Origin of the sequence: Janthinobacterium fluminis, from assembly GCF_028595325.1 — a bacterium.
Taxonomy (GTDB): domain Bacteria; phylum Pseudomonadota; class Gammaproteobacteria; order Burkholderiales; family Burkholderiaceae_D; genus Janthinobacterium; species Janthinobacterium fluminis.
In genome coordinates this window covers 323,235-347,354 of the sequence record NZ_JAQQXR010000006.1, presented here as the reverse complement: position 1 = coordinate 347,354, position 24,120 = coordinate 323,235, and the positions used below count along the sequence as shown (strand labels likewise).

General features: G+C 65.9%; 26 protein-coding genes. 22 read left to right on the top strand and 4 right to left on the bottom strand.

Going from position 1 to position 24,120, the window contains the following annotated elements:
• Positions 1–593 precede the first annotated feature (593 nt).
• The 4 genes from OIK44_RS17325 to OIK44_RS17310 all read left to right on the top strand — a co-directional run bounded on the left by OIK44_RS17325 (position 594) and on the right by OIK44_RS17310 (position 3,781).
• Positions 594–1,586 carry an RluA family pseudouridine synthase gene (locus OIK44_RS17325; protein ID WP_273672447.1) on the top strand — a complete coding sequence of 331 codons (993 nt, stop codon included), beginning with the start codon at positions 594–596 and terminating at the stop codon, positions 1,584–1,586.
• A 125-nt stretch (positions 1,587–1,711) separates the two neighbouring features.
• Complete coding sequence (locus tag OIK44_RS17320; RefSeq protein WP_273672445.1) at positions 1,712–2,371, top strand: HAD-IIIA family hydrolase; 660 nt, start codon at positions 1,712–1,714, stop codon at positions 2,369–2,371.
• Positions 2,371–2,742 (top strand): Rieske (2Fe-2S) protein, encoded by a 372-nt coding sequence (locus tag OIK44_RS17315; protein ID WP_273672549.1) that lies wholly within the window; start codon positions 2,371–2,373, stop codon positions 2,740–2,742. Before OIK44_RS17320 ends, OIK44_RS17315 begins: the two co-directional genes overlap by 1 nt.
• A gap of 34 nt (positions 2,743–2,776) precedes the next feature.
• Positions 2,777–3,781, top strand: coding sequence for a S49 family peptidase (locus tag OIK44_RS17310; protein ID WP_420213856.1), 1,005 nt, complete (start codon positions 2,777–2,779; stop codon positions 3,779–3,781).
• A 269-nt stretch (positions 3,782–4,050) separates the two neighbouring features.
• Here the strand turns inward: OIK44_RS17310 and OIK44_RS17305 are convergent, their stop codons facing one another.
• On the bottom strand, positions 4,051–4,350 hold the full coding sequence (locus OIK44_RS17305) for a hypothetical protein (protein WP_273672443.1): 300 nt from the start codon (positions 4,348–4,350) through the stop codon (positions 4,051–4,053).
• A 300-nt stretch (positions 4,351–4,650) separates the two neighbouring features.
• Here OIK44_RS17305 and OIK44_RS17300 point away from each other — a divergent pair, with 300 nt between their 5' ends.
• The 10 genes from OIK44_RS17300 (at position 4,651) to motD (ending at position 15,607) form a co-directional block, all read left to right on the top strand.
• Complete coding sequence (locus tag OIK44_RS17300) at positions 4,651–5,367, top strand: pseudouridine synthase (RefSeq protein WP_273672442.1); 717 nt, start codon at positions 4,651–4,653, stop codon at positions 5,365–5,367.
• A gap of 99 nt (positions 5,368–5,466) precedes the next feature.
• Positions 5,467–6,462, top strand: coding sequence for a fumarylacetoacetate hydrolase family protein (locus tag OIK44_RS17295; RefSeq protein WP_273672441.1), 996 nt, complete (start codon positions 5,467–5,469; stop codon positions 6,460–6,462).
• 188 nt (positions 6,463–6,650) lie between these two features.
• Positions 6,651–7,829 carry a flagellar biosynthesis protein FlhB gene (gene flhB, locus OIK44_RS17290; protein ID WP_273672440.1) on the top strand — a complete coding sequence of 393 codons (1,179 nt, stop codon included), beginning with the start codon at positions 6,651–6,653 and terminating at the stop codon, positions 7,827–7,829.
• Complete coding sequence (gene flhA / locus OIK44_RS17285; protein ID WP_273672439.1) at positions 7,826–9,919, top strand: flagellar biosynthesis protein FlhA; 2,094 nt, start codon at positions 7,826–7,828, stop codon at positions 9,917–9,919. Before flhB ends, flhA begins: the two co-directional genes overlap by 4 nt.
• Before the next feature lie 115 nt (positions 9,920–10,034).
• Positions 10,035–11,000 carry an RpnC/YadD family protein gene (locus OIK44_RS17280; RefSeq protein WP_273672438.1) on the top strand — a complete coding sequence of 322 codons (966 nt, stop codon included), beginning with the start codon at positions 10,035–10,037 and terminating at the stop codon, positions 10,998–11,000.
• A 214-nt stretch (positions 11,001–11,214) separates the two neighbouring features.
• On the top strand, positions 11,215–12,519 hold the full coding sequence (flhF, locus tag OIK44_RS17275) for a flagellar biosynthesis GTPase FlhF (RefSeq protein ID WP_273672436.1): 1,305 nt from the start codon (positions 11,215–11,217) through the stop codon (positions 12,517–12,519).
• Entirely contained in the window at positions 12,512–13,345 is an 834-nt protein-coding gene (locus tag OIK44_RS17270) for a MinD/ParA family ATP-binding protein (RefSeq protein WP_273672434.1), read from the top strand. The genes flhF and OIK44_RS17270 overlap by 8 nt, the downstream gene beginning before the upstream one ends.
• A 20-nt stretch (positions 13,346–13,365) precedes the next feature.
• Positions 13,366–14,100, top strand: a complete 735-nt coding sequence (locus OIK44_RS17265) for an RNA polymerase sigma factor FliA (RefSeq protein WP_273672547.1) — start codon at positions 13,366–13,368, stop codon at positions 14,098–14,100.
• A complete protein-coding gene (locus tag OIK44_RS17260; RefSeq protein WP_273672432.1) occupies positions 14,082–14,828 on the top strand; it encodes a flagellar motor protein in 747 nt (248 codons plus the stop codon). Before OIK44_RS17265 ends, OIK44_RS17260 begins: the two co-directional genes overlap by 19 nt.
• Before the next feature lie 2 nt (positions 14,829–14,830).
• Positions 14,831–15,607, top strand: a complete 777-nt coding sequence (gene motD, locus OIK44_RS17255) for a flagellar motor protein MotD (protein WP_273672431.1) — start codon at positions 14,831–14,833, stop codon at positions 15,605–15,607.
• Between the two features lie 78 nt (positions 15,608–15,685).
• Here motD and OIK44_RS17250 read toward each other — a convergent pair whose 3' ends face one another.
• The 3 genes from OIK44_RS17250 to flgA form a co-directional block, all read right to left on the bottom strand.
• Positions 15,686–16,153, bottom strand: coding sequence for a flagella synthesis protein FlgN (locus OIK44_RS17250; protein ID WP_273672430.1), 468 nt, complete (start codon positions 16,151–16,153; stop codon positions 15,686–15,688).
• Positions 16,154–16,164: 11 nt separating this feature from the next.
• Positions 16,165–16,479 carry a flagellar biosynthesis anti-sigma factor FlgM gene (gene flgM, locus OIK44_RS17245; RefSeq protein WP_273672428.1) on the bottom strand — a complete coding sequence of 105 codons (315 nt, stop codon included), beginning with the start codon at positions 16,477–16,479 and terminating at the stop codon, positions 16,165–16,167.
• A gap of 129 nt (positions 16,480–16,608) precedes the next feature.
• Complete coding sequence (gene flgA / locus OIK44_RS17240; protein ID WP_273672426.1) at positions 16,609–17,304, bottom strand: flagellar basal body P-ring formation chaperone FlgA; 696 nt, start codon at positions 17,302–17,304, stop codon at positions 16,609–16,611.
• A 182-nt stretch (positions 17,305–17,486) separates the two neighbouring features.
• On the opposite strand from flgA, the gene flgB reads away from it, so the two are divergent.
• The 8 genes from flgB to OIK44_RS17200 all read left to right on the top strand — a co-directional run bounded on the left by flgB (position 17,487) and on the right by OIK44_RS17200 (position 24,120).
• Positions 17,487–17,915: a flagellar basal body rod protein FlgB gene (gene flgB / locus OIK44_RS17235; RefSeq protein WP_273672424.1), complete on the top strand. Its 429-nt coding sequence runs from the start codon at positions 17,487–17,489 to the stop codon at positions 17,913–17,915.
• 2 nt (positions 17,916–17,917) lie between these two features.
• On the top strand, positions 17,918–18,319 hold the full coding sequence (gene flgC, locus OIK44_RS17230) for a flagellar basal body rod protein FlgC (RefSeq protein WP_273672423.1): 402 nt from the start codon (positions 17,918–17,920) through the stop codon (positions 18,317–18,319).
• 15 nt (positions 18,320–18,334) lie between these two features.
• The gene (locus OIK44_RS17225; RefSeq protein WP_273672422.1) at positions 18,335–19,030 is read left to right on the top strand and encodes a flagellar hook assembly protein FlgD; all 696 of its coding nucleotides are present in this window, start codon (positions 18,335–18,337) and stop codon (positions 19,028–19,030) included.
• 32 nt (positions 19,031–19,062) lie between these two features.
• Complete coding sequence (locus tag OIK44_RS17220; RefSeq protein ID WP_273672420.1) at positions 19,063–20,610, top strand: flagellar hook protein FlgE; 1,548 nt, start codon at positions 19,063–19,065, stop codon at positions 20,608–20,610.
• An 83-nt stretch (positions 20,611–20,693) separates the two neighbouring features.
• On the top strand, positions 20,694–21,440 hold the full coding sequence (locus tag OIK44_RS17215) for a flagellar basal body rod protein FlgF (protein ID WP_273672418.1): 747 nt from the start codon (positions 20,694–20,696) through the stop codon (positions 21,438–21,440).
• Between the two features lie 69 nt (positions 21,441–21,509).
• On the top strand, positions 21,510–22,292 hold the full coding sequence (gene flgG, locus OIK44_RS17210) for a flagellar basal-body rod protein FlgG (RefSeq protein WP_273672417.1): 783 nt from the start codon (positions 21,510–21,512) through the stop codon (positions 22,290–22,292).
• A 50-nt stretch (positions 22,293–22,342) separates the two neighbouring features.
• Complete coding sequence (locus OIK44_RS17205) at positions 22,343–22,993, top strand: flagellar basal body L-ring protein FlgH (RefSeq protein WP_273672416.1); 651 nt, start codon at positions 22,343–22,345, stop codon at positions 22,991–22,993.
• Between the two features lie 2 nt (positions 22,994–22,995).
• A complete protein-coding gene (locus OIK44_RS17200; RefSeq protein ID WP_273672415.1) occupies positions 22,996–24,120 on the top strand; it encodes a flagellar basal body P-ring protein FlgI in 1,125 nt (374 codons plus the stop codon).

Sequence of the window (24,120 nt, the reverse complement as noted above, 5' to 3'; positions counted from 1 at the left end):
CGGTGGGTATGCCCGGGCGTGCGGCGCAACAACGCGGTGCGTTGCGGCCGCAACAGGGCGCAAATGACGTCGATCGACATGCCGAGTGCACGCATCACCTGCGACTCATCTGATGCCGCCGGCGTGGCCGGGGGCAGAGAATGCAGGCGGTGGCAAATCAGGAGCCAAATCGTAGCCCGGCCTACATACTGCGATTGCGATGCCGAGGTTTGGCCTCAGCCTTTCATCGGCAACCCGCAATGTGTAGGCTTGCTACATGGGGTTTGGCGAAAACGGCAAGCGTTATCAACTTCATCAACCCGCCAGCAGGCTGCGAACAGCCGTGCTGGCGGGTACTTATCCTTACAATCCAAACACTCTTATTCAGCACCCCTGCGCTATATCCGATTACAACAACGGTGCAACCTTGATTCGGGCGGGGGTGGTGCGTATACATTTTTTCCACCGAATTTGCAATTTGGCGAGGCCGGTGGAGACGCCCCTGTGTAAAATGTGCTTTTATTGTTACACCAGCAGCAGCAATGAGCCGCAGCAAAAACAATTATATATTCAAAATGAAGGACTTAGAGAGATTTTCTGGGAAGACAGAGCAAATGAAGATGCAAAACGATGTTGTTCCCCCTTCAAGCGCGGTTCAGCCGCAAGCGCAATTCGTCACGATCTCCGAGGAAGAGGCCGGACAGAGGATAGACAATTACTTATTACGGGTCTGCAAGGGCGTGCCGAAAAGCCACGTCTACCGCATCCTGCGCTCCGGCGAGGTGCGGGTTAACAAGGGCCGGATCGACCAGTTGTACCGCCTGGTGGAGGGCGACATCGTGCGCATTCCGCCCGTGCGCATCGCCGAGAAGACGGCCGCCGCGGCGCCCGCGGCCGAGTTCAAGATCATTTTCGAGGACGCCCACCTGCTCGTCATCGACAAGCCGGCCGGCGTGGCCGTGCATGGCGGCTCCGGCGTGTCCTTCGGCGTCATCGAGCAGTTGCGGGCGTCGCGCCCGGACGCCAAGTTCCTGGAATTGGTGCACCGGCTCGACCGCGACACCTCGGGCTTGCTGTTGCTGGCCAAGAAGCGTTCGGCGCTGACCAGTTTGCACGAGCAAATGCGCGACGGCTTGACGGACAAGCGCTATCTGGTGCTGGTGGCCGGCGACTGGAAGAACGCGCGCCAGCACGTCAAACTGCCGCTGCATAAGTATACGACGGCCGACGGCGAGCGCCGCGTCGCCGTGCAGGCGGACGGGCTGGCCTCGCACACGGTGTTCACACTGTTGCATAAATACACAGATTTCGCGCTGCTGGAGGCGGAATTGAAAACCGGCCGCACCCACCAGATCCGCGTGCACCTGTCTTCGTCCGGCTTCGCCATCGCCGGCGACGATAAGTACGGCGATTTCGCCCTGAACCGCGCGCTGCTGAAGGCCGACGCCACGCGCGGCGCGCTCAAGCGCATGTTCCTGCACGCCCACCAAATCACCTTCACCCACCCGGAAACGGGCAAGAACTTGACCTTGAACGCACCTTTGGCCGCCGAATGCGAGCGTTTCTTGGTAAGCTTGGGCAAACCGCTGGCCAGTGCCGCGCGCTAGCATGGGCCGCCCGCCGGCGCCGGTGGCGCGCGGGACGGCCGCCCCCTATATATATTAGTAGCTAGTAGCGGCGCGCAGCGTCATTCACCATTTTAAGGAGCCGGCGGCGACAGTCGCCGGAAGACATGGCAAGAAAGCAATTTGATCTGATCGTCTTCGATTGGGATGGCACGTTGATGGACAGCACGTCAACGATCGTGAAATGCATCCAGGCCTCGGCCAGGGATCTGGGCTTGCCGATCCCGCACGACGCCGCCGCCGCCCAGGTGATCGGCCTGGCGCTGCCGCTGGCGATGCAGGCGGTGATGCCGGACGTCGATCCGAAATTCCACCCGCGCATGGTCGAGCGTTACCGTTATCACTACACGTCGCGCGACCACGAGCTCAGCCTGTTCCCCGGCGTGCAGGAAATGCTGCAGGATTTGTCGCAGCAGGCGTATTTCCTGGCCGTGGCGACGGGCAAGAGCCGGGTCGGCCTGAACCGCGCGATGAACGCCGTCAAGCTGCTGTCGATGTTCGATGCCACGCGCTGCGCCGACGAAACCTTTTCCAAGCCGCACCCGGCCATGCTGCTGGAATTGACGCGCGAGCTGGGCCAGGACATCCGCCGCACCGTGATGATAGGCGACACCAGCCACGATCTTTTGATGGCCAGCAACGCCGGCGCGGCCGGCATCGCCGTGCAGTACGGCGCCCATCCGGTCGAGCAGCTCGACGCCTGCACGCCGCTGTATTCGGCTAGTACGGTGGCGCAATTGCACGACTGGCTCAACGAGCACGCGTGATGGCGGCGGACGAGGTGCTGATCTGCGCGGCCGACGCCGTGCTGGAGGGCGGCAAGGGCGTGCGCTTTCCGCTCACGGCCTGGGGCGAGGACGCCACCGGCTTCGTGGTGCGCTACGGCGGCACGGCCTACGGCTATCTGAACCGCTGCGCCCACGTGCCGATCGAGCTGGACTGGGCCGAGGGCGAGTTTTTCGAGTCCAGCGGCCTGTACCTGATGTGCTCGACCCACGGCGCCATCTATGTGCCCGACAGCGGCCGCTGCGCCGGCGGCCCGTGCAAGGGCGGGCGCTTGCAGCCGATCGCGGTGAACGAGCGCGACGGCCAGTTGTACTGGCAGCCCGACGAGTACTTCCGGCCGGCGCGGGCCTGAGCCGCGCCCCCTATATTTTCCAACGAAACGAACTATGAGCGATAACATGAATAGCGATGTAAACGGCGCCGCGCAAGCCGCCCCGGGCAAGCCGGCGGACGGCCATTGGGAGCGCGAGGTGCTGGAAAAACTGGTTTTTGCGACCTTGCAGGAACAGCGGGCGCACCGCCGCTGGGGCATTTTCTTCAAGCTGTTCAGCCTCTTGATCGTGCTGTTCGGCCTGTGGGCCTATTTCGATTTCAGCATCGGCGGTTCGGACATGGAGACGCTGGGCCGGCACACGGCGCTGATCGACATCGACGGCGCCATCGAAGCCGAGGGCGGCGGCTCGGCCGCCGTCGTCATCCCGGCGCTGAACAAGGCGTTTTCCGACGCCGGCTCGGTGGCCGTGGTCTTGCACATCAACAGCCCCGGCGGCAGTCCGGTGCAGGCCGGCATGATCGTCGACGAGATCGTGCGCCTGCGCAAGGGCTATCCGGCCAAGCCGCTGTATGTCGTCGTCGATGAGATGTGCGCCTCGGGCGGCTATTACATCGCGGCGGGGGCCGACAAGATCTATGTCAACAAGGCCAGCGTGGTCGGCTCGATCGGCGTGCTGATGGACGGCTTCGGCTTTGCCGGCGTGATGGAAAAGGTCGGCGTCGAACGGCGCCTGCTGACGGCCGGCGACAACAAGGGCTTCATGGACCCGTTCACGCCGCTCAGCGAGAAGCACAAGGCTTACGCGCAGAGCATGCTCAATGAAATCCACCAGCAATTCATCCAGGTGGTGCGCACGGGCCGCGGCAAGCGCCTGAAGGAAACCCCGGAGATGTTCTCCGGCCTGTTCTGGAGCGGCGCCAAGGCCGTCGAGATGGGGCTGGCCGACGGTTTCGGCACCGTCGACACGGTGGCGCGCGACATTATCAAGGCCGAGGACATCGTCGACTACACCCAGCACGAGGGCTTGCCTGAACGGGTGCTGAAGAAATTCGGCGCGGCGATGGGCGCGGGCGCCTTCAAAAGCGCGCTGGGCAGCGCCAAACCGGTGTTCCGCTAGGCTGGCGCGGCGGGAAATATGGTGAAAATATCTTTATTTCTCTTGATAATTCGCACGGGTGGACTATATTGGTGATGTGGTTCTTGTCAAGAGAGGGCGAAATAAGTCATTTGGTCAGCTGCCGCGAACTTGATGTTTTAAAACGGAACTACTCACCTCATCGTTGATGCGGTATAGAGAGAATTTCGATTCCTCACAGGAGCCCCGCAACGGGGCTTGAAAACGGCGGCGCAATGCCGCCGTTTTCATTGGGCGCAGGGATGGCCGGCTCAGGCGGTGTAGATGTGCCGGCCCGTGCCGGCCGGGGCGCTCGCCGGCGCCAGCTCCGGCGCCGCTTCCGCTTCGGCCTGGGAAAAGCCGCCGGCGGCCAGCCACACGGCGAAATTGTTTTGCGCGGCGGCATGCCAGAGCGATTGCGCCGAGGCCGGTGGCACCTCGTTGGGCCAATAGCCGCTGCTCCAGCGGGCCAGCGCCAGATTGGCGGCATGCAGCGCCGATTGCTCGGCGGCCAGTTGGATATGCTCGTCCCTGGAAAGTGCGTTCAGGTCGGGCTTGTCGATAGGGGTCATACGGTTCTCCTCTTGAGATACCACGTTGGCAGTTTCTAAGCGCTACCTTGTATATTCCTAAGATCGCTAGGCCGATTCCTAACGGAGTTTCAGTGTATCAATACGACTTGCGTCGGATTTGATAAAAGTCAAATATGTCGATTGCCTGCGAGCGAAAAAAACCTTGAAAAGGCACCCAGGCTGTTCGCGCGTCGCGGCGCCCCCGTTGGGGACAGACCACGATTTTCTGCAAACTATTTCCTGGAAATCGTGGTCTGTCCCCGGCTTCACTGTCGCTGCCGCTTCTGTTACAGTCTCGGCATGAGTAAATTATCCTTAGACCGCATCCTGCAATCGCAGGGATTCGGCACCCGAAAATACTGCCGCGCCTTGATCGAGGACGGCGAAGTGAGCATCGCCGGCGTCACGCCGGACAATTACCGCACTACCTATGAAACCGAGGGCCTGGTGTTGCACGTCTTCGACGAGGAGTGGGTCTACCGCGAGCATGTGTACATCGCCTTGCACAAGCCGGCCAATTTCGAATGCTCGCGCAAGCCGAGCCACCACCCCGGCGTGCTGACGCTGCTGCCCGAACAGTTCAGCTGGCGCGAGGTGCAGCCGGTCGGCCGGCTCGACCACGACACGACAGGTATGCTGCTGATGTCCGACGATGGCCCATTTATCCATGCTCAATCGTCGCCGAAGCGCCATGTTCCAAAGATTTACCAGGCCACGACGCAGGCCCCGGTGACGGACGCGCTGGTGGCGACGCTACTGGCCGGCGTGCAGTTGCACGACGAACCGGCGCCGCTGGCGGCGCTGGTGTGCGAGCGGCGCGGCGAGCACCAGATCGACATCGTCCTGGAGCAGGGCAAATACCACCAGGTCAAGCGCATGCTGGCGGCCGCCGGCAACCATTGCAGCGCGCTGCACCGCTCGGCGATCGGCACGCTGACGCTGGAGTCGCTGGGACTGGCCGAAGGCGAGTGGTGCTATCTGAGCGCCGAGCAAATGGCGCTGCTGGCACCCGCCTGAGGCCGCTTTAGAACTTACTGCCGCCGCCGCGGTCGGACCCGAGAGGGCCGGCCCCGGGACGGTGCTGCGCGCTTTTCTCCCCTTTCCGCCTAAGCCACAATGAAACTTGCCACACTTAACGATGGCACGCGCGACGGCCAACTGGCCGTCGTCGCGCGCGATTTGAAAACCGCCCATCTGGCCGACGGCATTGCGCCGACGCTGCAGGCGGCGCTGGACGACTGGGCCTTCATCGCGCCCCAGCTCGACGCCCTGTACCAGTTGTTGAACCAGGGGCGCGGCCAGCGCAGCTTCGACTTCGACGCCGCCAACTGCATGGCGCCGCTGCCGCGCGCCTGCCAATGGGTGGCCGGCGCCGCCTATCCGAATCATGTCGAGCTTGCTTGCAAGGCCGCCAATATCGCGGCGCCCGAATCGCTGCGCAGCGAGCCGCCGATGCGCCAGGGCGGCGGCGACTTCCGCGGCCCGCACGAGGCTATCGCGCTGGCTTACGAGCAGTGGGGCATCGACTTCGAGGCCGGGCTGGCCGCCATCACGGACGATGTGGCGATGGGCGCGACGCCGGACCAGGCGCATTTGCACGTCAAGTTGCTGGCGCTGGTCAACGATGTGACGCTGCGCAATCTGGTGGCGGACGAGCTGGCCGCGGGCGGCGGCTTGTTGCAGGCCAAGCCGGGGGCCAGTTGCGCGCCGGTGGTGCTGACCCCGGACGAGCTGGGCGACGCCTGGAAGGGCGGCAAGGTGCATCTGCCGCTGCGCGTGCATTGGAACGGCAAACTGGTCGGCCAGCCGCACGCCGGCGTCGACATGCTTTTCAATTTTCCGCAATTGCTGGCCCGGCTGTGCCGCACGCGCCCGGTGCGCGCCGGCAGCGTCGTCGGCGCCGGGGTCGTCTCGAACAAGGACGCGCGCCGCGGCTATTGCTGCATCGCCGAGAAGCGCTACCTGGAGGTGCTGGCCGACGGCGTCGCCAGCACGCCGTTCATGCTGTTCGGCGACACGGTCAAGGTGGAGATGCTGGGCGAGGACGGCAAGTCGCTGTTCGGCGCCATCGAGCAGACGCTCAAGCAGGCCGAGGCGCGCAAGGGAGGCTAGTGCCCGGCCGCCGCTTTGCGGCGGCGCCGGAATGCAGTAAGCTGCAATATTGCCAGTGGGCAAAATGAAACAGGATGGGAAAAGTCCGCCTGTTCCGCCGATGGCTGCATGGGCGCATCGGCAATAATGTGCTGTGCCCCGTCCGTTTTTGCGCCTTTTCACCGCGCCGGACCCAACCGGAGTGTTAGATGGCAGAAGACAGCGACGCCGAAAAGACCGAACCCGCGTCAGCGAAGCGCCTTGAGCAGGCGCGCGAGGAGGGGGACGTGCCGCGCTCGCGCGAGGTGGCGACGTTTACGGTGCTGATCGCGTCCGGCTGCTGCCTGTGGTTCGCCGGCGACGGGCTGGTGCGGCGCCTGACGGCCGTGCTGGTGTCCGGCCTGAACCTGGACCGGGAACAGATTTTCAACAGCGATGTGCTGCTCAACCGCATGTTCACCGACGTCGTCTCGGTCCTGCTGACCTGCCTGCCGCTGGGCGTGGCGGTGATGCTGGTGGCGCTGGCCTCGCCGCTGCTGGTGGGCGGCTGGCTGTTCAGCGGCAAGGCTTTTATGCCGAATTTCGGCAAGCTCAATCCCATCAAGGGCTTGGGCAATATGGTGTCCGTCAACGCCCTCGTGGAATTGCTGAAGGCGATCGCCAAGACCATCGTCGTCGGCGTCGTCGCCTGGATGGTGATGCGCCACCAGACCGAGGCCGTGCTGGCGCTGGCGCTGGAGCCGTTGCGTTCCGGCAGCGCCCACCTGGTCAGCCTGGTGATGACGGCCTTCATGGTCATCGTCGGCGCGCTCGGCCTGATCGCCGCGATCGACGGCCCTTACCAGATCTGGCATTACGCCAACAAGCTGAAGATGACGCGCCAGGAGATGACGCAGGAGGCCAAGGAGTCCGACGGCAATCCGCAGATCAAGGCGAAGATCCGCCAGATGCAGCATGAGATGTCGCGCAAGCGCATGATGGCGGCGGTGCCGACGGCCGACGTGGTCGTGACCAACCCGACCCATTACGCGGTGGCGCTGAAGTACGGCGAGGACAGCCGCGGCGCGCCCCAGGTGGTGGCCAAGGGCAGCGACGAAGTGGCCTTGAAGATACGCGCGCTGGCCGAGGAAAACCACGTCGCCATCCTGGAGGCGCCGGCGCTGGCGCGGGCGCTGCACAAGCATACCGAGATCGGCGACGAGATTCCCGAGGCGCTGTACGCGGCCGTGGCCGAGGTGCTGGCCTATGTATTCCAGTTGCGCGCTTTCGGCAAGGGCGGCGGCGTCCGGCCCGAGCGTCCCGGCAAGCTGGATGTGCCGCCCGAGCTCGACCCACTGAACCCTGCCGCGCAGACGGCACCCGACACGAATAAGGGAGCAACACAATGAATGGTGTGAGAGTACCGGCCTGGTTGAGCGGTTTGGGCGGCAACGCCGGCAAGGGCCTGGCCGCGCCTATCCTGATCATCATGCTGCTGGCGATGATGGTGTTGCCGCTGCCGGCCTTCATCCTCGACATTTTCTTCAGCTTCAACATCGCGCTGTCTATCATCGTGCTGCTGACCAGCCTGTACACGGTCAAGCCGCTGGATTTCATGGCTTTTCCGACCATTCTGCTGGTGAGCACGATGCTGCGCCTGTCGCTGAACGTCGCCTCGACCCGCGTCGTGCTGACCGAGGGCCACACGGGCGCGGCGGCGGCCGGCAAGGTGATCGAGGCTTTCGGCCACTTCCTCATCGGCGGCAATTACACGGTCGGTATCGTGGTGTTCATCATTTTGACGATCATCAACTTCACCGTCGTCACCAAGGGCGCGGGCCGTATCGCCGAGGTCGGCGCGCGCTTCGCCCTGGACGCGATGCCGGGCAAGCAGATGGCCATCGACGCCGACTTGAACGCCGGCCTGATCGCCGAGGCCGAGGCGCGCGCCCGCCGCACCGAGGTGGCGCAGGAGGCCGAGTTTTACGGCGCCATGGACGGCGCCAGCAAATACGTGCGCGGCGACGCCGTGGCCGGCATCATGGTCACCGTCATCAACATCGTCGGCGGCCTGCTGGTGGGCCTGCTGCAGCACGACCTGGCGTTCGCCGAGGCGCTCAAGACCTATACGCTGCTGGCCATCGGCGACGGCCTGGTCGCGCAGATCCCCTCACTGATCATCTCGACGGCGGCCGGTATCGTCGTCTCGCGCGTGGCCAGCGAACAGGACATCGGCGCCCAGCTGGTCGGCCAGTTGTTCGCCAAGCCGCAGGTGCTGTACATTACCGCCGGCATCATCGGCGGCATGGGTTTGATCCCGGGCATGCCGAACCTGGTGTTCCTGCTGCTGGCCTCCGTCATCGGCGGCACGGCCTACCTGGTCAGCAAGCGCCGCACCGAGGCGGCCGTCGCGCCGGAACCGGAGGCGGCGCCGCCGACGACGGCGCCGGAGCAGGAGGAAGCCAGTTGGCAGGACATCATGCCGGTCGACACGCTCGGGCTGGAAGTGGGATACCGCCTGATTCCGCTGGTTGACAAGACCCAGGGCGGCGAACTGCTCAAGCGCATCAAGGGCATCCGCAAGAAATTCGCCCAGGAAGTGGGCTTCCTGGCGCCACCGGTGCACATCCGCGACAACCTGGAGCTCAAGCCCTCGGCCTACCGGATCACGCTCAAGGGCGTCGAGGTCGGCACCGGCGAAGCCTTCAACGGCCAGTTCCTGGCGATCAATCCGGGCATGGCCAGCGGCAGCCTGCCGGGGCTCGTCACCAGCGACCCGGCCTTCGGCCTGCCGGCCACGTGGATCGAGGCGGCCCTGCGCGACCAGGCCCAGGCGATGGGCTACACGGTGGTCGACGCCGGCACCGTCGTCGCCACCCACCTGAACCACCTGATCACTTCGCACGCCTCCGAGTTGCTGGGCCGGGCCGAGGTGCAGTCGCTGCTCGACCACCTGGGCAAGGACGCGCCCAAGCTGGTCGAGGATCTGGTGCCGAAGATGGTGTCGCTGTCTACCCTGCAAAAAGTGCTGCAGAACCTGCTGATCGAGGGCGTGCACATCCGCGACATGCGCTCGATCATCGAGACGCTGGCCGAGCACGCGGTGCACACGCAAGACCCCAGCGAGTTGACGGCGCTGGTGCGGGTGGCGCTGGGACGGGCCATCGTGCAGCAACTGTTCCCCGGTGCGGCCGAGCTGTCGGTGATGACCCTGGACAACCGCCTGGAGCGCCTGTTGATGCAGGCGCTGGGCACCGGCGGCGCGGACGGCGCCGGCATCGAGCCGGGGCTGGCCGACACGATCGCCCAGCAGGCCGGGCTGGCGGCGCAGCAGCAGGAGGCGCTGGGCCTGACGCCGGTGCTGCTGGTGCCGGGGCCGCTGCGGGCGCTGCTGTCGCGTTTCCTGCGCCGCGCGCTGCCGCAGTTGAAAGTGTTGTCGCACTCGGAAATCCCGGAAACCAAAACCATCCGCGTGACCAGCCTGGTCGGCGCGCAGTAAGCGGCAGCTTCGTCCGGCCCCGGCCCGGCGCCCGGGGCGGGATGTTGCGTTTGCCGAAGCCCTAACTTTGCGCCAATCCGCATCCCCGCCGTGGCCGCTTCGCTACACTGGGGGCATGGCCACGCCCGACGACTACGACACGCCCTGGAAGGACGCCGTGACGCGGTATTTCCCCGCGTTCATGGCGTTTTACTTTCCGCTGGCCCACGCGCTGATCGACTGGTCGCGCGAGCATGTCTTCCTTGAGCCGGAACTGGCGCAGATTTGGCCGGACGCGGCGCTGGGCAGGCGCATCGCCGACAAGCTGGTCCAGGTCACGCTGCTGGGCGGCGCCCGCAAATGGGTGCTGGTGCACCTGGAAGTGCAGGGGCGGCGCGACAGCCGTTTCGCCGAGCGCATGTTTATCTACAATTACCGCATCTTCGACCGCTACCATTGTCCCGTCGCCAGCCTGGCTCTGCTGGCCGACAACAGCGTCGCCCGCAAGCCCGCCGCCTTCGGCTACCGTCTGTTCGGCTGCAGCATGGACATGGCCTTTCCCGTCGTCCGGCTGCAGGATTTCGCCTGCCGCTCGGCGCAGTTGTTGCGCGATCCGAATCCGTTCGCGCTGGTGACATTGGCTTACTTGTCCTGCCGCCGGACCAAGGGCAAGGCGGCCCGGCGCGCCGCCGAGAAATGGCGCTTGGCAAGGCTGCTGTTTCAGCGAAATTGGGGGCGGCAGGCTATTATGGACTTATTCAAGGTGATTGACTGGATGATGCGCTTGCCTGAGCCGCTGGAGTGCGCGTTCTGGCGCCGCGTCGAGGAAAGGAGACAGAGCATGCCGTATATCACTTCGTTTGAACGCATCGGCTTGAAGCTGGGAATGGAGAAAGGGCTGGAGAAGGGCCGCGAGCAAGGGCTGCAGGAAGGCGTGCGGCAGGGGCAGGCGCAGTTGCTGGAGCAGATGCTGCAACAGCGCTTTGGCGCCTTGCCCAAGCGCGTGCAGAAACGCCTTGCCCGGGGCTCGACGGAGGAATTGCTGGCCTGGTCGCAGGCCTTCGTCGACGCGACGACGCTGGAACAGGTGTTCCCGCGCTGAGTGCGCCCCGCGCCGGCAAAAGGGAAATGCGGGCGATTTCCCGGCCTGTTCCTTCGATCATTTCCTGTGTGCATCGTCAATAATGTTCATGTCTGAGTAATCTGCGTCTCATGTGGAAGACGCGATGCTCGTGTAACAGGGAGTCGATGATGGCCACACAGAACCACGCCGCAAGCCGGCAAACGCGCGCAAGCCAGCCTTGGGGAGGCCGGCCATGAACGTCAAAAAATTCACCGCGCCGACGTCGCGCGATGCGTTGCGCAAGGTGCGTGAGGCGCTCGGCCCCGATGCCGTGATTCTGTCGAACCGTCCGGTCGACGGCGAGGTCGAGATCCTGGCGCTGGCCAGCGACGACGCCGCCTCGCTGGCGGCGCCCAGCAACGAGATGGCGGCGCCGCGCGCGCCGGCCCCGGTCCACGCGGCGCCGCGCCAGGCCGCGCCGCGCCAAGCCGCGCCGCGTCAGGCCCAGCCGGCCGGCGACGGCGCCGACATGGCGCGCATGTCGCAGCTGATGGCCTCGGCCATCGCCCACGCCAAGGAAAGCGCGGCCGCCGAGATGAGCGGCATGATGGACGAGATCCGCGCGATGCGCGGCATGCTTGAGAGCCAGCTCAGCGAAATTTCCTGGAGCTCGACCCAGCAGCGCGAACCGCACAAGGCCGAGGTGCTGCGCACCCTGCTGGCGGCCGGTTTTTCCGCCAGCCTGGCGCGCTACCTGATCGAGAAACTGCCGGCCGGCCGCAGCGCCGCCGACAGCCTGCGCTGGATCAAGACGGTGTTGGGCAAGAACCTGAACACCATGGCCAACGAGGATGCGATGCTGGAGCAGGGCGGCGTGTTCGCCCTGGTCGGCCCCACCGGCGTCGGCAAGACCACCAGCACGGCCAAGCTGGCGGCGCGCTGCGTGATGCGCCACGGCCCCGAGAAACTGGCCCTGATCACCACCGACGCCTACCGTATCGGCGCCCACGAGCAGTTGCGCATCTACGGCAAGATCCTCGGCGTCATGGTGCACTCCGTCAAGGACGAGGCCGACCTGCGCATCGCCCTCAAGGAATTGAAGAGCAAGCACACGGTGCTGATCGACACGGTCGGCGTCAGCCAGCGCGACCGGATGGTGACGGAGCAGGTGGCCATGCTGCAGGGCGCCGGCGCCGACGTCAAGCGCCTGCTGTGCCTGAACGCGACGGCCACCGGCGAGACGCTCAGCGAGGTCGTGCACGCCTACCAGGGCAGCGGCCTGGCCGGCTGCATCATGACCAAGCTGGACGAGGCGGCCTCGATCGGCAACGTGCTCGACGTCGTGATCCGCCAGAAGCTCAAGCTGTTCTACGTGTCGAACGGCCAGCGCGTGCCGGAAGACCTGCACCTGGCCGACCGCGGCTACCTGATCGACCGCGCCTTCAAGCTCAAACGCCATGCCGGCGCCGATTACGCCGACGCCGAGCTGCCGCTGTTGATGGCCCAGGCCGGCGGCGCCCGCCACGACCGCCCGCTGCGCGAGGTGCACCTTGGCTAATTTCGACTTCGACCAGGCCGAGGGCCTGCGGCGCATGCTGGCCGGGCCGCGGCCGCGCATCGTCACCTTCCTCTCGGCCACGCCGCAGGATGACAAGGGCGCCATGCTGGTCAACCTGGGCGCCTCGCTGGCCCGGGCCGGCAACGACGTGCTGCTGCTCGACGCCGGCGCCGGCGCCAATGGCGTCGCCGCGCGCCTCGGCGTGGCCGGCGGCGCCAGCCTGCTCGACGTGGCGCGCCAGCGCTGCGCGCTGAACGAGGTGGTCCACCAGGTGCCGCAGGGCTTCGGCGTGGCGACTATGGCGCCGCGCGGCGCCGCCGCGCCGCAGGCGGACGAGGCGCGCCGCCTGGCCAAGACCTTCGACGTGCTGGTCAAGCAGAGCGGCATCGTCATCGTCGACGCCGACGTCGACGACGACGGCGGCTTGCCGCTGCCGGCGATGGGCAGCGCGGAAATCGTCGTGCAGGTGTCGAACAGCGCCACCTCGATCAAGGCCGCCTACTGCCTGATCAAGCGCTTGAACCACGAGTTCGGCCGGCGTCCGTTTGGAATTCTTGTCACCGGGGCTTCCGAAACGGAGGCAAAGGTGGTATACGATAATATGGCTCAGGCGGCCAGTCGCTATCTGGCGCTGAACCTGACCTCGATGGGCTCGGTGCCGGCCGATGAATACCTGCACCGCGCCGCCCGGCTGGGACGGGCCGTCGTCGACGCCTTCCCGCTGGCCGGCGCCTCGGTGGCGTTCCGCGAACTGGCCGGGCGTTTCGCCCGCTCGGCCGGGCCGGCCTTGCACAGCACGGGGAGAAGCAACCATTTTAGCGCCTAACAAATAATAAGCAGCCTATGATGTATACGGTTAAAGGGAAAGCGGACAAGGATCATTTGCTGACGGAGCACATCCCGCTGGTGAAACGTCTGGCTCACCACATGAAGGCCAAATTGCCGCCCTCGGTGGAGGTGGACGACCTGGTCCAGGCCGGCATGATCGGCCTGCTCGACGCCATCAACCGCTACGAGGAAACCCACGGCGCCCAGTTCGAAACCTACGCCGTGCTGCGCATCCGCGGCGCCATGCTCGACGAACTGCGCACCAGCGACTGGCTGCCGCGCAGCATGCGCCAGAACATGCGCAAGATCGAGGTGGCGATGAGCACGCTGCAGCAGCGCCTCGGCCATCCGCCCAGCGAGTCCGAGGTCGCCAAGCTGCTGAAGATGTCGCTGGCCGACTACCAGGAGATGCTGGGCGACGGCGGCGGCCACCAGTTGCTGTATTACGAAGATTTCCACGACGCCGACGGCGACAGCGACAGCTTCCTCGACCGTCATTACGTCGACGAGGACAGCGATCCGCTGCGCTCGCTGCTCGACACCGATTTCCGCCAGTGCGTCATCGACGCGATCGACGCGCTGCCGCCACGAGAAAAGATCCTGATGGGCTTGTACTACGAAGAAGAACTGAATCTGAAGGAGATAGGCGCGGTGATGGGCGTGTCCGAATCGCGCGTCTCGCAACTCCACACCCAGGCCGTGGCACGCCTGCGCGCAACCTTGAGGGAGCAGGCATGGACTGGGCCAGCGTAGCGGGGGTGGTGCTGGCGCTGGCCGGCGTGCTGGCCGGCCAGTCGATCGAGGGCGGCAAGCTGGCCTCGCTGCTGCAGCCGGCCGCCTTCGCCATCGTCGTCGTCGGCACGCTGGGCGCGGTGCTGCTGCAAACGCGCCTGCGCACCTTCGTGCGCGGCATCGAGATGCTGCGCTGGGTGTTCCTGCCGCCGAGCGACCGGCGCGCCACGCTGGCGCGCGAAATCGGCCAGTGGAACCAGGCGGCCAAGCGCGACGGCCCGCTGTCGCTGGAGCGCTACCTGCAGGCCAGCGACGACAAGCTCGTCGCCAAGGGCCTGCGCATGATCATCGACGGCATCGCCCCGGACAAGCTGCGGCAGATGCTCGACATCGAAATCAGCGCCTACGAGGTGGCCGAGCGCCAGGCCGTGCGCATCTGGGAGTCGGCCGCCGGCTACTCGCCGACGATCGGCATCCTCGGCGCCGTGCTGGGCCTGATCCACGTGATGGAGAACCTGACCGAGCCGGCCAAGCTGGGCGGCGGCATCGCCGTCGCCTTCGTCTCGACGATCTACGGCGTCGGCCTGGCCAATCTGTTCTTCTACCCGATCGCCAACAAGCTCAAGGCCATCGTGTCGCTGCGCGTGGTGCAGTATGAAATCGCCGCCGCCGCGTTCTACGACATCGCCAGCGGAGACCACACGCGCATCGTCGACGAGCGCATCGCCAGCCTGTTGCGGGAGTACTGAACATGCAGATGCGGCGCGCCCGCCGGAAGTTCGACGACGAGCCGGAAAACCACGAGCGCTGGCTGATCTCGTACGCTGACTTCATCACCCTGCTGTTCGCCTTTTTCGTCGTCATGTACGCGCTGTCCCTGGTCAACGAGGGGCGCTACCGGGTCTTTTCCGACGCCATCGGCGAGGCTTTCGGCCTGCGCCGCGGCGCCGCCCCCATCGTGCTCGAGGCGCCGCAGGCGATCCCGCTGCCGAACCCCCTGGTCAAGAAGCGCGCCGAGGCGCTGCACCGCGAGCGCGAGCACATGACGCGGCTGGCCAACGACCTGCTGTCGACCCTGGCGCCGCTGGTCAAGGAGGGCAAGGTGAGGGTGACGCAGAACAGCCGCGGCGTCAGCGTCGAGATCAACGCCAGCGTGCTGTTCGATCCGGGCGACGCCAAGCTGACGGCCGAGTCGGACCAGGCGCTGCGCGCCGTCGCCGTACTGCTCAAGGACGACCCGCACGCCGTGCAGGTCGAGGGCCACACCGACAACCAGCCGATCCGCAACCCGACCTTCCCGTCGAATTGGGAATTGTCGGCCGTGCGCGCCAGCGCCGTCGTGCGCCTGTTCATCGACAGCGGCGTGGCGGCCGGGCGCCTGACGGTGGTGGGCCACGGCGCCAACGTGCCGGTGGCGCCGAACGCCACGGCGGAGGGGCGGGCGCGCAACCGCCGCGTCGCCGTCACCATCCTGTCGGCGCTGCCCGACACCGTCACCGAACTGCCGACGACGCCGCCCAAGCCTTAGCGCGCGCAAGAAAAAGCCGGGGACAGACCACGATTTCCGGGAAACATTTCCCGGAAATCGTGGTCTGTCCCCGGCTGTTTAGCCGACGACGAGGCGACGGCTCGGTGTGCTGGTCGTGGTCTGGCCGCTGGGGCCGTAGAAGTTGCCGCTCTGCGCGGCCGGGCGCAGCGTGTTCAGCGCGCCCTGGGTGTGGGCCAGTTGTTTGTTGACCAGCATGCCGTTGAGGCGGTTCAATTCTTTCGCCGCCCGTGTGTCGTCGAGCAGTCCGCGCCACAGTGCCGCCGCGTCGGCGTCGCCGGCCGAGGCCAGCCACGCGTCCATGCCTTCTTCGCCGGCCGCGAAGCCGGCCGCCGCCAGCGCCGCGTGGCGCCGCGCCGCGCCGGCGGACAGTTGCGCCACCAGCGCCGTCTTGCGTTCGGTCAGCTGGGTCAGCATGTCGATGTCGGCCGCCACCAGGCTGCGCTGTTCCTGCTGCATCAATTCCAGCAGGGAGTTCATCAGTGCGCGCTCGTCGCGCAGGCTGTTCAATGGGGTGGCGGAGGACATGGCGGCTTAACCTATCTTTTACGTGAATGCAGCAAGTCCCTGACTGTTTCCAGCAGACCGTCTGCGACTTTTTCGGAATTGACCTGGAACTGGCCATCGGCGATGGCCAGCTTGATGCGTTCTACTTTTTTCGTGTCGAACACGGCGCCGCTGCCGCTGGCGGCGCTGGCGGCCAGCGCCTGGCCCTGCGGCGACAGGCGCACGTTGTCGGACACGCTGGGGTTGACGGTGGCTTTTTCGGCGCCGCGCGCGCCGGCCGTCGACGTGGACGTCGGTGTGGCCGGCAGGCCGGGGTTGCTCTTAATGGTGGTATCGGTAATTTTCACAGCGTCATCCTCGTCTGGTCGGAGCACGAAACTCCGGGATATGTGTCTTTATCGGACGCCAGGCCGTAAACTTTAGCGTCCGCCGCTGTTGACAGCGATATCTTTTTACCAAGACTGCCACAATGCTGCCTAAAACGCCACTTCGACCAGGCCGCCGGCCCTGGCCACGCCGCTGATTTGCTGGCCGGCCGGGGTGCGCACCTGCACCACCTGGCCTTCGCTGGCGTTGCCGATGGCCCTGGCCTCGGCCGAGACGCGGAAGCCGGCGCCGCTCGACACCATCCGCACCAGTTGCCCCTGTTGCACCACGGCTTTGCTGCGCAGCGTGTCCAGGCGCAGCGGCGTGCCGGCCGGCAGCGACACATTGGCGCTGCGTCCGAGCACCTGGCCGATATCCGTGGCGATGCCGGCCGGCAGTGCGGCGAGGTCGCCGCGCAGGCTCACCAGCTGGCCCGCCTCGATCGCCTGGCCCTGGGCCAGCGGCACGGCGCTGGCGATGTAGTCGGCCTGCACGGCGACGCTGGCCTGGATATACATGGTCCACGGCGAAGGGGCCGTGCAGCGCACGCCCACCGTGGTCTTGCCCCAGGCCCGGCTGCCCGGCGCCAGGAAGGCCTGCGGCGCCGGGCAGGCGGGCAGGTTCAGGCGCGGGTCGACGGCGCCGACCGTGACGCTGACCTTGCCGGGCAGGCCGGCCGTTTGCAGCGCGAGGAAGTCGGCGACGCTGGCGCGCAGCGCCTCCGGCTGCTGGCGCGTCTCGGACTGGGCCGCGGCGTTGGCCGCGCAGCACAGCAATATAAGGAATAGCTTGGATGTGTGTGGCATGGTGGTGGACCCCTGGAATAGTGCCATGATAGCCCGGCCGGCCCTGCCCGAAGCGCGGATAAGCGGGGTGAAGCGCGCTCTGCTCGGCGCATCAAGGGCGCCGCGGCGGCCCTATGATGGACGCCGTGACCACCATTTCGCCCACCCCGACCCGGATGTGGCCGATCTCTTCCGGAGCTGACATGATAGGCAAACTCGACGATTACCTGCGCTTTCACGAGACGGCGCTGAGCCTGCGCTCGACGCGCCAGCAGGTGCTGGCCTCGAACATCGCCAACGCCGACACGCCGAACTTCAAGGCGCGGGACATCGATTTCGCCAGCGCGCTGCAGGGCGCGCTGAAGCGGGCCGGCCCGCCGCCGGCGCCGGCGCCGCTGAACGCGACGGCGCCACGCCACTTTCCGAACCCGGCGCAGGGGGCGGATGTGCTGCCCGACGGCAGCGCGCTGCTGTACCGCACGCCGGCCCAGGGCGCCGTCGACGGCAACACCGTCGACATGGACGTCGAGCGCAACCAGTTCGCCGACAACGGCATACGCTATGAAGCGGGCATCACATTAATCAACGCCCAGATCAAGGAAATGATGGCGGCGATACAAGGAGCGCAATAATCATGTCCCTGTTTAATATCTTCAACGTTTCCGGTTCGGCCATGAGCGCCCAGTCGCAGCGCCTCAACGCCGTCGCCAGCAACCTGGCCAACGCCGACAGCGCCACCAGCGCCAGCGGCGAGGCTTACCGCGCCAAGCAGGTGATCTTCGAAGCCGTGCCGCTGGCCGCCGGCGCCACGGCCGTCAAGGTGCAGCGCGTCATCGAAGACCCGTCGCCGCTGAAAATGATGTACGACCCGAAGCACCCGATGGCCGACGACAAGGGCTATGTGGCGATGCCGAACGTTAACGCCGTCGACGAGATGGTGAATATGCTGTCGGCGTCGCGCTCCTACCAGACCAATGTCGAAACCATGAACGCGGCCAAGACGCTGCTGTTGAAAACCCTGACACTCGGCCAATAAGCCCGGAGAGCAAGCATGACTACGATTGACACAAACAATTACACGGACTTGATGGCCGCCGTGAATCCGAAGACGGCCAAGAAGGCCGAGGCGGGCAGCGTCGAGGGGGAAACGAATAAATTCCTGACGCTGCTGGTGACCCAGTTGCGCAACCAGGACCCGATGAACCCGCTCGACAACGCCCAGCTGACCAGCCAGTTGGCGCAGTTGTCGACCGTCACCGGCGTCAACAAGCTGAACACGACGCTGGAAGCCTTGAAGAGCAGCTACCAGTCGTCCGAAGCCCTGCAGGCGGCGAACCTGATCGGCCACGGCGTGCTCACGGCCGGCAAGAACATCACGCTGGCCAAGAGCGCCGCCATCCTCGGCGTCGACCTGGCCACGCCGGCCGACAGCGTCAAGGTGGTGATACGCAATGCCGCCGGCAAGGAAATCCATGCGATCGACCTGGGGCCGCAGAACGCCGGCACGCTGCCGCTGGCCTGGGACGGCAAGACCGAGGAGCTCGACGCGGCCGGCAAGCCCGTCGTCGTCGCCGACGGCCAATACACCTTCGAGGTCGTCGCCCGGCGCGGCGGCACCGAGCTGCGCGACGCCAAGCCGCTGATGTTCGGCTCCGTCGTCAGCGTGTCGACGAACGCCCAGGGCGTCACGCTGAACGTGCCGGCCGTCGGCAGCATCAAGCTCGGCGACGTCAAACAAATTCTGTAAGCGCCGTATCCATCCATTACCAGGAGAATCACATGTCTTTCCAACAAGGTCTCAGCGGCTTGAACGGCGCAGCCAAATCCCTCGACGTCATCGGCAACAACATCGCCAACTCCAGCACCGTCGGCTTCAAGCAGTCGCAGGCCCAGTTCGCCGACATCTACGCGACCTCGCTGAACGGCATAGGCGGCAACACGGCCGGCATCGGCGTGTCCGTGTCGCAGATCGCCCAGCAGTTCACCCAGGGCAATCTGGAAACCTCGGCCAACCCGCTCGACATCTCGATCACCGGCCCCGGCTTCTTCCGCACCTCCGTCAACGGCGCCATCCAGTACTCGCGCAACGGCCAGTTCCAGCTCGACAAATCGGGCTTCGTCGTCAACGCCCAACTGGCGCAACTGACCGGCTACATGCCCGACGCCACCGGCAAGATCCTGGCCGGCGCGGCCGTGCCCATCCAGATCAACAAGGCCGACATGAAGCCGCAGGCGACGACGGCCGTCGACACCCAGATCAACCTGAATTCGAACACGCAGATGCCGAAGACGGTGCCGTTCAGCGCCACCGACGGCACCTCGTGGAACAAGCAAACCTCGGTCACCACCTACGATACGCTGGGCAATGCCCACGTCATGTCGACCTTCTATGTCAAGACCGGCGTCAACGCCTGGGACGTCTACACGGCCAACGACGGCATGGAAGTCACCAGCCTGAAGGTGGCGGCCTCGGTGCAGACGGACCCGGCCTCGATCGCCGCGCGGGCCGCCTACCAGACGGCCGTGACGGCCGTGCCGCTGGTGCCGGCCAATGTGACGGCGGCGGCGCTGGCCTATGCCACGGCGGCGGGCACGGCCGTGACGGCGGCGGCGACGGCGGCCGGCGCCAGCCCGGCCCAGCTGGCCGCCATCGCCGCCAGCTACGTCGGCCCCGTCGCCGTCGGCCAGAACGGCGGGCGCACGCCGGACCAGATCGACGCGGCCATCACGGCCACCGTCAACGTGCCGGCGAAGCGCTCCGGCCAGTTGATCTTCAACACGGTCGGCAGCCTGGACAAGGCGGCCATGCTGGCGCTGCCGACGCCGCAGACGCTGCCGATCACGGTCAACCTGCCGATCTTCCCCGGCACGGGCGCCAACCCGGTGCTGTCGGTGAAGGTCGACTTCACCAATTCGACGCAGATCGGCGAGGCCACCAGCGAAAAGCACACCACCCAGGACGGCTTCCCCGGCGGCGCCCTGAACACCTTCGAGGCGGACGCCAACGGCTTCATCATCGGCAAGTACAGCAACGGCCGCACGGCGACGCTGGCGCAAATCGTGCTGGCCGACTTCGCCAACCCGAACGGCCTGGAGCCGCTGGGCAATAACGCCTGGACGGAAACCTACGCGTCCGGCGGCCCGATGGTCGGCGAGCCCAACACGGGCGGCAACGGCTACCTGCGCTCCGGCTCGGTGGAAGTGTCGAACGTCGACCTGACGGCCGAGCTGGTCAACATGATCACCGCGCAGCGCGCCTACCAGGCCAACGCGCAGACGATCAAGACCCAGGACTCGGTGATGCAAACCCTGGTCAACCTGCGTTAAAAAAAAGCCGGGGACAGACCACCATTTCCGGGAAAGATTTCCCGGAAATGGTGGTCTGTCCCCGGCTGTGGAGGAGAGTAGAGATGGACCGTTTAGTGTATACCGCCATGACCGGCGCCCGCCATATCCTCGACCAGCAGGCGACGACGGCGAACAATCTGGCCAATGCGACGAGCACGGGTTTCCGCGCCCAGTTGAATACCTTCCGCGCCGTGCCCATCGTGGCCGAGAATTTGCCGCTGGCCACGCGCAGCTTCGTCGTCGATTCGACGGTGGGCGCCGATTTCGCCCAGGGGCCGATGCTGCACACGGGGCGCGACCTCGACGTGGCCGTGCAGAACAAGGGCTGGATCGTGGTGCGCTCGGCCGACGGCTCGGAAGCCTATACGCGCAACGGCAGCCTGAAGATCAACGAGAACGGCATGCTGCAAACCCAGGGCGGCTTGATGGTGGAGGGCGAGACGGGGCCGCTGGCCGTGCCGCCCGAGGTCAAGGTGTCGGTCGCCAGCGACGGCACCGTCGGGACGATTTCGACGGATACCAAGCCGGGGCCGGCGACGATCTTGGGGCGCATCAAGCTGGTCAACCCGCCCGAGCAGGCGCTGGTGCGCGGCGCCGACGGCCTGTTCCGGTTGAAGGATGGCAGCACGGCCGACGCCGACCCCTTCGTCAAGCTCAGTTCCGGCGCCCTGGAGGGCAGCAATGTCAGCCCGGTCGATTCGATGGTCAGCATGATCAGCCTGGCGCGGGCCTTCGAAACGCAGATGAGTTTGATGAAGAATGCCGAGAATAACGCGGCGAAAGCGACCCAGATCCTCGCTTTGAATTGATGACGGGGCGCGCATAATGGCCATATAGAATTTGTCGCGGGCCGTGCGCCGCTGTTATCGGAGAAGAAAATGATACGTTCCTTATGGATTGCCAAGACCGGTCTGGAGGCGCAGCAGACGCAGATGGACGTCATCGCGAACAATCTGGCCAACGTCAGCACGGGCGGCTTCAAGAAGTCGCGCGCCGTGTTCGAGGATTTGTTGTACCAGAACGTGCGCCAGCCCGGCGCGCAGTCGTCGCAGCAGACCCAGTTGCCGTCCGGCTTGCAGATCGGCACCGGCGTGCGCACCGTCGCCACCGAGCGCATCCACACCCAGGGCAATCCCCAGTCGACCGGCAACTCGAAGGACGTGATGGTCAACGGCGCCGGCTTCTTCCAGGTCTTGCTGCCCGACGGCACCACGGCCTACACCCGCGACGGCTCCTTCCAGACGGACGCCAACGGCCAGTTGGTGACTTCCGAGGGCTTCGTCATCCAGCCCGCCATCACCGTGCCCAGCAACGCGCTGACGCTGACCGTGGCGCGCGACGGCACCGTCTCCGTGAAGCTGCCGGACACGGTGGCGCCGTCGCAGATCGGCTCGCTGCAACTGACCACCTTCGTCAATCCGGCCGGCCTGGAATCGAAGGGCGAGAACCTGTACGTGGAAACGGGCGCGTCCGGCGCGGCCCAGACCAACACGCCCGGCACCAATGGCACCGGGGTGCTGATGCAGGGTTATATCGAGGCGTCGAACGTCAACGTGGCCGAGGAAATGGTGAATATGATACAGACCCAGCGCGCCTACGAGATCAACAGCAAGGCCATCTCGACGTCCGACCAGATGCTGCAGAAGCTCAGCCAGCTGTAATCCCCATCACATAGCTTGCCGCCCCGTCCGCGGGCGGCAGCGGAGGTTCCATGAAACACAGCATATCCTTACTCATCCTGGCGGCCGCCCTGGGCGGCTGCGCCGTCGTGCCGACCTCCATCGTCCAGCATCCGACCTCGTCGCGCCCGCTGGCGATGGAGCTGCCGCCGGCCTCGAACGGCGCGATCTTCCAGAGCGCCGCCTACCGGCCCTTCTTCGAGGACAGGCGCGCGCGCCAGGTCGGCGACATGCTCACCATCACGATCACGGAAAAAACCAATGCCGTGAAGGCCGGCGCGAGTTCCGGCAACAAGAGCGGCAGCGTGAATTTCGGCATGGCCGGGCCGCTGCAGAGCCGTTTCGGCGCCACCGCCACGGCCGAGGGCGCGACCAAGTACGCGGACGGCGCCAACCAGTCGGCCAGCAATGCCTTCACGGGCACGATAGGCGTGACCGTCGTCGAAGTGCTGCCCAACGGTAACCTGATCGTCGCCGGCGAGAAGCAGGTGGCGATGAACAAGGGCGTCGAGTTCATCCGCTTCTCCGGCATGGTCAGCCCGGACACCATCGCCACCGGCAACCAGGTCTTGTCGACCCAGGTGGCCGACGCCCGCGTCGAGTACCGCACCAACAGCCAGGTCGACCGCGCGGAAATGGCCTCGATGGCGTCGCGCTTCTTCCTCAGCCTGTTGCCGTTCTGATCATGGCGACCCCGACTTCCCCCCTGGCGCGCGCCCTGTCCGCGCTGCTGTTGTGCGGCGCCGCGCTGCTGCCGGCCGGCGCCCAAGCCGAGCGCCTGAAAGACCTGGCCAGCGTCGCCGGCGTGCGGCAAAACCAGTTGATGGGCTACGGCCTCGTCGTCGGCCTCGACGGCAGCGGCGACCAGACCACGCAAACCCCGTTTACCGTGCAAAGCGTGGTGTCGATGCTGCAGCAACTGGGTGTCAACCTGCCCCAGGGCACCAGCCTGCAATTGAAGAACGTCGCCGCCGTGATGGTGACGACGGCGCTGCCGGCCTTCGCCCAGCCCGGCCAGTTGCTCGACGTCACAGTCTCGTCCATGGGCAACGCCAAGAGCTTGCGCGGCGGCACTTTGCTGATGACGCCGCTGAAGGGCGCCGACGGGCAGATTTACGGCATGGCGCAGGGCAATATCCTCGTCGGCGGCGTCGGCGCCCAGGCGGCCGGCAGCTCCGTGCAGATCAACCACTTGAGCGTGGGGCGCATTTCCGGCGGCGCCACGGTCGAGCGCGCCGTCGCCTCGGCGCTGGGCGAGAACAACACGATACGCCTGGAGTTGAACACGACGGACTTTTCCACGGCCAGCCGGGTGGTGCAGGCGATTAACAACCAGTTCGGCAGCGGCACGGCGGCGGCCCTGGACGGCCGCGTCATCCGCGTGCAGTCGCCCAGCGGCAGCGACCAGCGCGTCGCCTTCCTCGGCGCGCTGGAAGCCTTGAACGTCAGTCCGGCGCAGATGGCGGCGAAGGTCATCATGAACGCCCGCACCGGCTCGGTGGTGATGAACCAGGCCGTCACGCTGGACAGTTGCGCGATTTCGCACGGCAACCTGTCCGTCAGCATCGGCGTCGATTCCCAGGTCAGCCAGCCGAACCCGCTGTCGGGCGGCCAGACCGTCGTCACGCAGAGCGCGCAGATCGACATCAAGAAGGATGCCGGCAAGGTCTTGTTGCTCAAGGCGGGCGCCTCGCTGGCCGAGGTCGTCAAGGCGCTCAACGCCATCGGCGCCTCGCCGCAAGACTTGCTGGCCATCCTGCAAGCGATGAAGGCCGCCGGTTCCCTGCGCGCCGAACTTGAAATTATCTAA

Coding starts and splice junctions, on each gene's coding strand:
- OIK44_RS17325 (WP_273672447.1), top strand. CDS start 594: ATGAAGATGCAAAACGATGTTGTTCCCCCTTCAAGCGCGGTTCAGCCG.
- OIK44_RS17320 (WP_273672445.1), top strand. CDS start 1,712: ATGGCAAGAAAGCAATTTGATCTGATCGTCTTCGATTGGGATGGCACG.
- OIK44_RS17315 (WP_273672549.1), top strand. CDS start 2,371: ATGGCGGCGGACGAGGTGCTGATCTGCGCGGCCGACGCCGTGCTGGAG.
- OIK44_RS17310 (WP_420213856.1), top strand. CDS start 2,777: ATGAGCGATAACATGAATAGCGATGTAAACGGCGCCGCGCAAGCCGCC.
- OIK44_RS17305 (WP_273672443.1), bottom strand. CDS start 4,350: ATGACCCCTATCGACAAGCCCGACCTGAACGCACTTTCCAGGGACGAG.
- OIK44_RS17300 (WP_273672442.1), top strand. CDS start 4,651: ATGAGTAAATTATCCTTAGACCGCATCCTGCAATCGCAGGGATTCGGC.
- OIK44_RS17295 (WP_273672441.1), top strand. CDS start 5,467: ATGAAACTTGCCACACTTAACGATGGCACGCGCGACGGCCAACTGGCC.
- flhB (WP_273672440.1), top strand. CDS start 6,651: ATGGCAGAAGACAGCGACGCCGAAAAGACCGAACCCGCGTCAGCGAAG.
- flhA (WP_273672439.1), top strand. CDS start 7,826: ATGAATGGTGTGAGAGTACCGGCCTGGTTGAGCGGTTTGGGCGGCAAC.
- OIK44_RS17280 (WP_273672438.1), top strand. CDS start 10,035: ATGGCCACGCCCGACGACTACGACACGCCCTGGAAGGACGCCGTGACG.
- flhF (WP_273672436.1), top strand. CDS start 11,215: ATGAACGTCAAAAAATTCACCGCGCCGACGTCGCGCGATGCGTTGCGC.
- OIK44_RS17265 (WP_273672547.1), top strand. CDS start 13,366: ATGTATACGGTTAAAGGGAAAGCGGACAAGGATCATTTGCTGACGGAG.
- OIK44_RS17260 (WP_273672432.1), top strand. CDS start 14,082: ATGGACTGGGCCAGCGTAGCGGGGGTGGTGCTGGCGCTGGCCGGCGTG.
- motD (WP_273672431.1), top strand. CDS start 14,831: ATGCAGATGCGGCGCGCCCGCCGGAAGTTCGACGACGAGCCGGAAAAC.
- OIK44_RS17250 (WP_273672430.1), bottom strand. CDS start 16,153: ATGTCCTCCGCCACCCCATTGAACAGCCTGCGCGACGAGCGCGCACTG.
- flgA (WP_273672426.1), bottom strand. CDS start 17,304: ATGCCACACACATCCAAGCTATTCCTTATATTGCTGTGCTGCGCGGCC.
- flgB (WP_273672424.1), top strand. CDS start 17,487: ATGATAGGCAAACTCGACGATTACCTGCGCTTTCACGAGACGGCGCTG.
- flgC (WP_273672423.1), top strand. CDS start 17,918: ATGTCCCTGTTTAATATCTTCAACGTTTCCGGTTCGGCCATGAGCGCC.
- OIK44_RS17225 (WP_273672422.1), top strand. CDS start 18,335: ATGACTACGATTGACACAAACAATTACACGGACTTGATGGCCGCCGTG.
- OIK44_RS17220 (WP_273672420.1), top strand. CDS start 19,063: ATGTCTTTCCAACAAGGTCTCAGCGGCTTGAACGGCGCAGCCAAATCC.
- OIK44_RS17215 (WP_273672418.1), top strand. CDS start 20,694: ATGGACCGTTTAGTGTATACCGCCATGACCGGCGCCCGCCATATCCTC.
- flgG (WP_273672417.1), top strand. CDS start 21,510: ATGATACGTTCCTTATGGATTGCCAAGACCGGTCTGGAGGCGCAGCAG.
- OIK44_RS17205 (WP_273672416.1), top strand. CDS start 22,343: ATGAAACACAGCATATCCTTACTCATCCTGGCGGCCGCCCTGGGCGGC.
- OIK44_RS17200 (WP_273672415.1), top strand. CDS start 22,996: ATGGCGACCCCGACTTCCCCCCTGGCGCGCGCCCTGTCCGCGCTGCTG.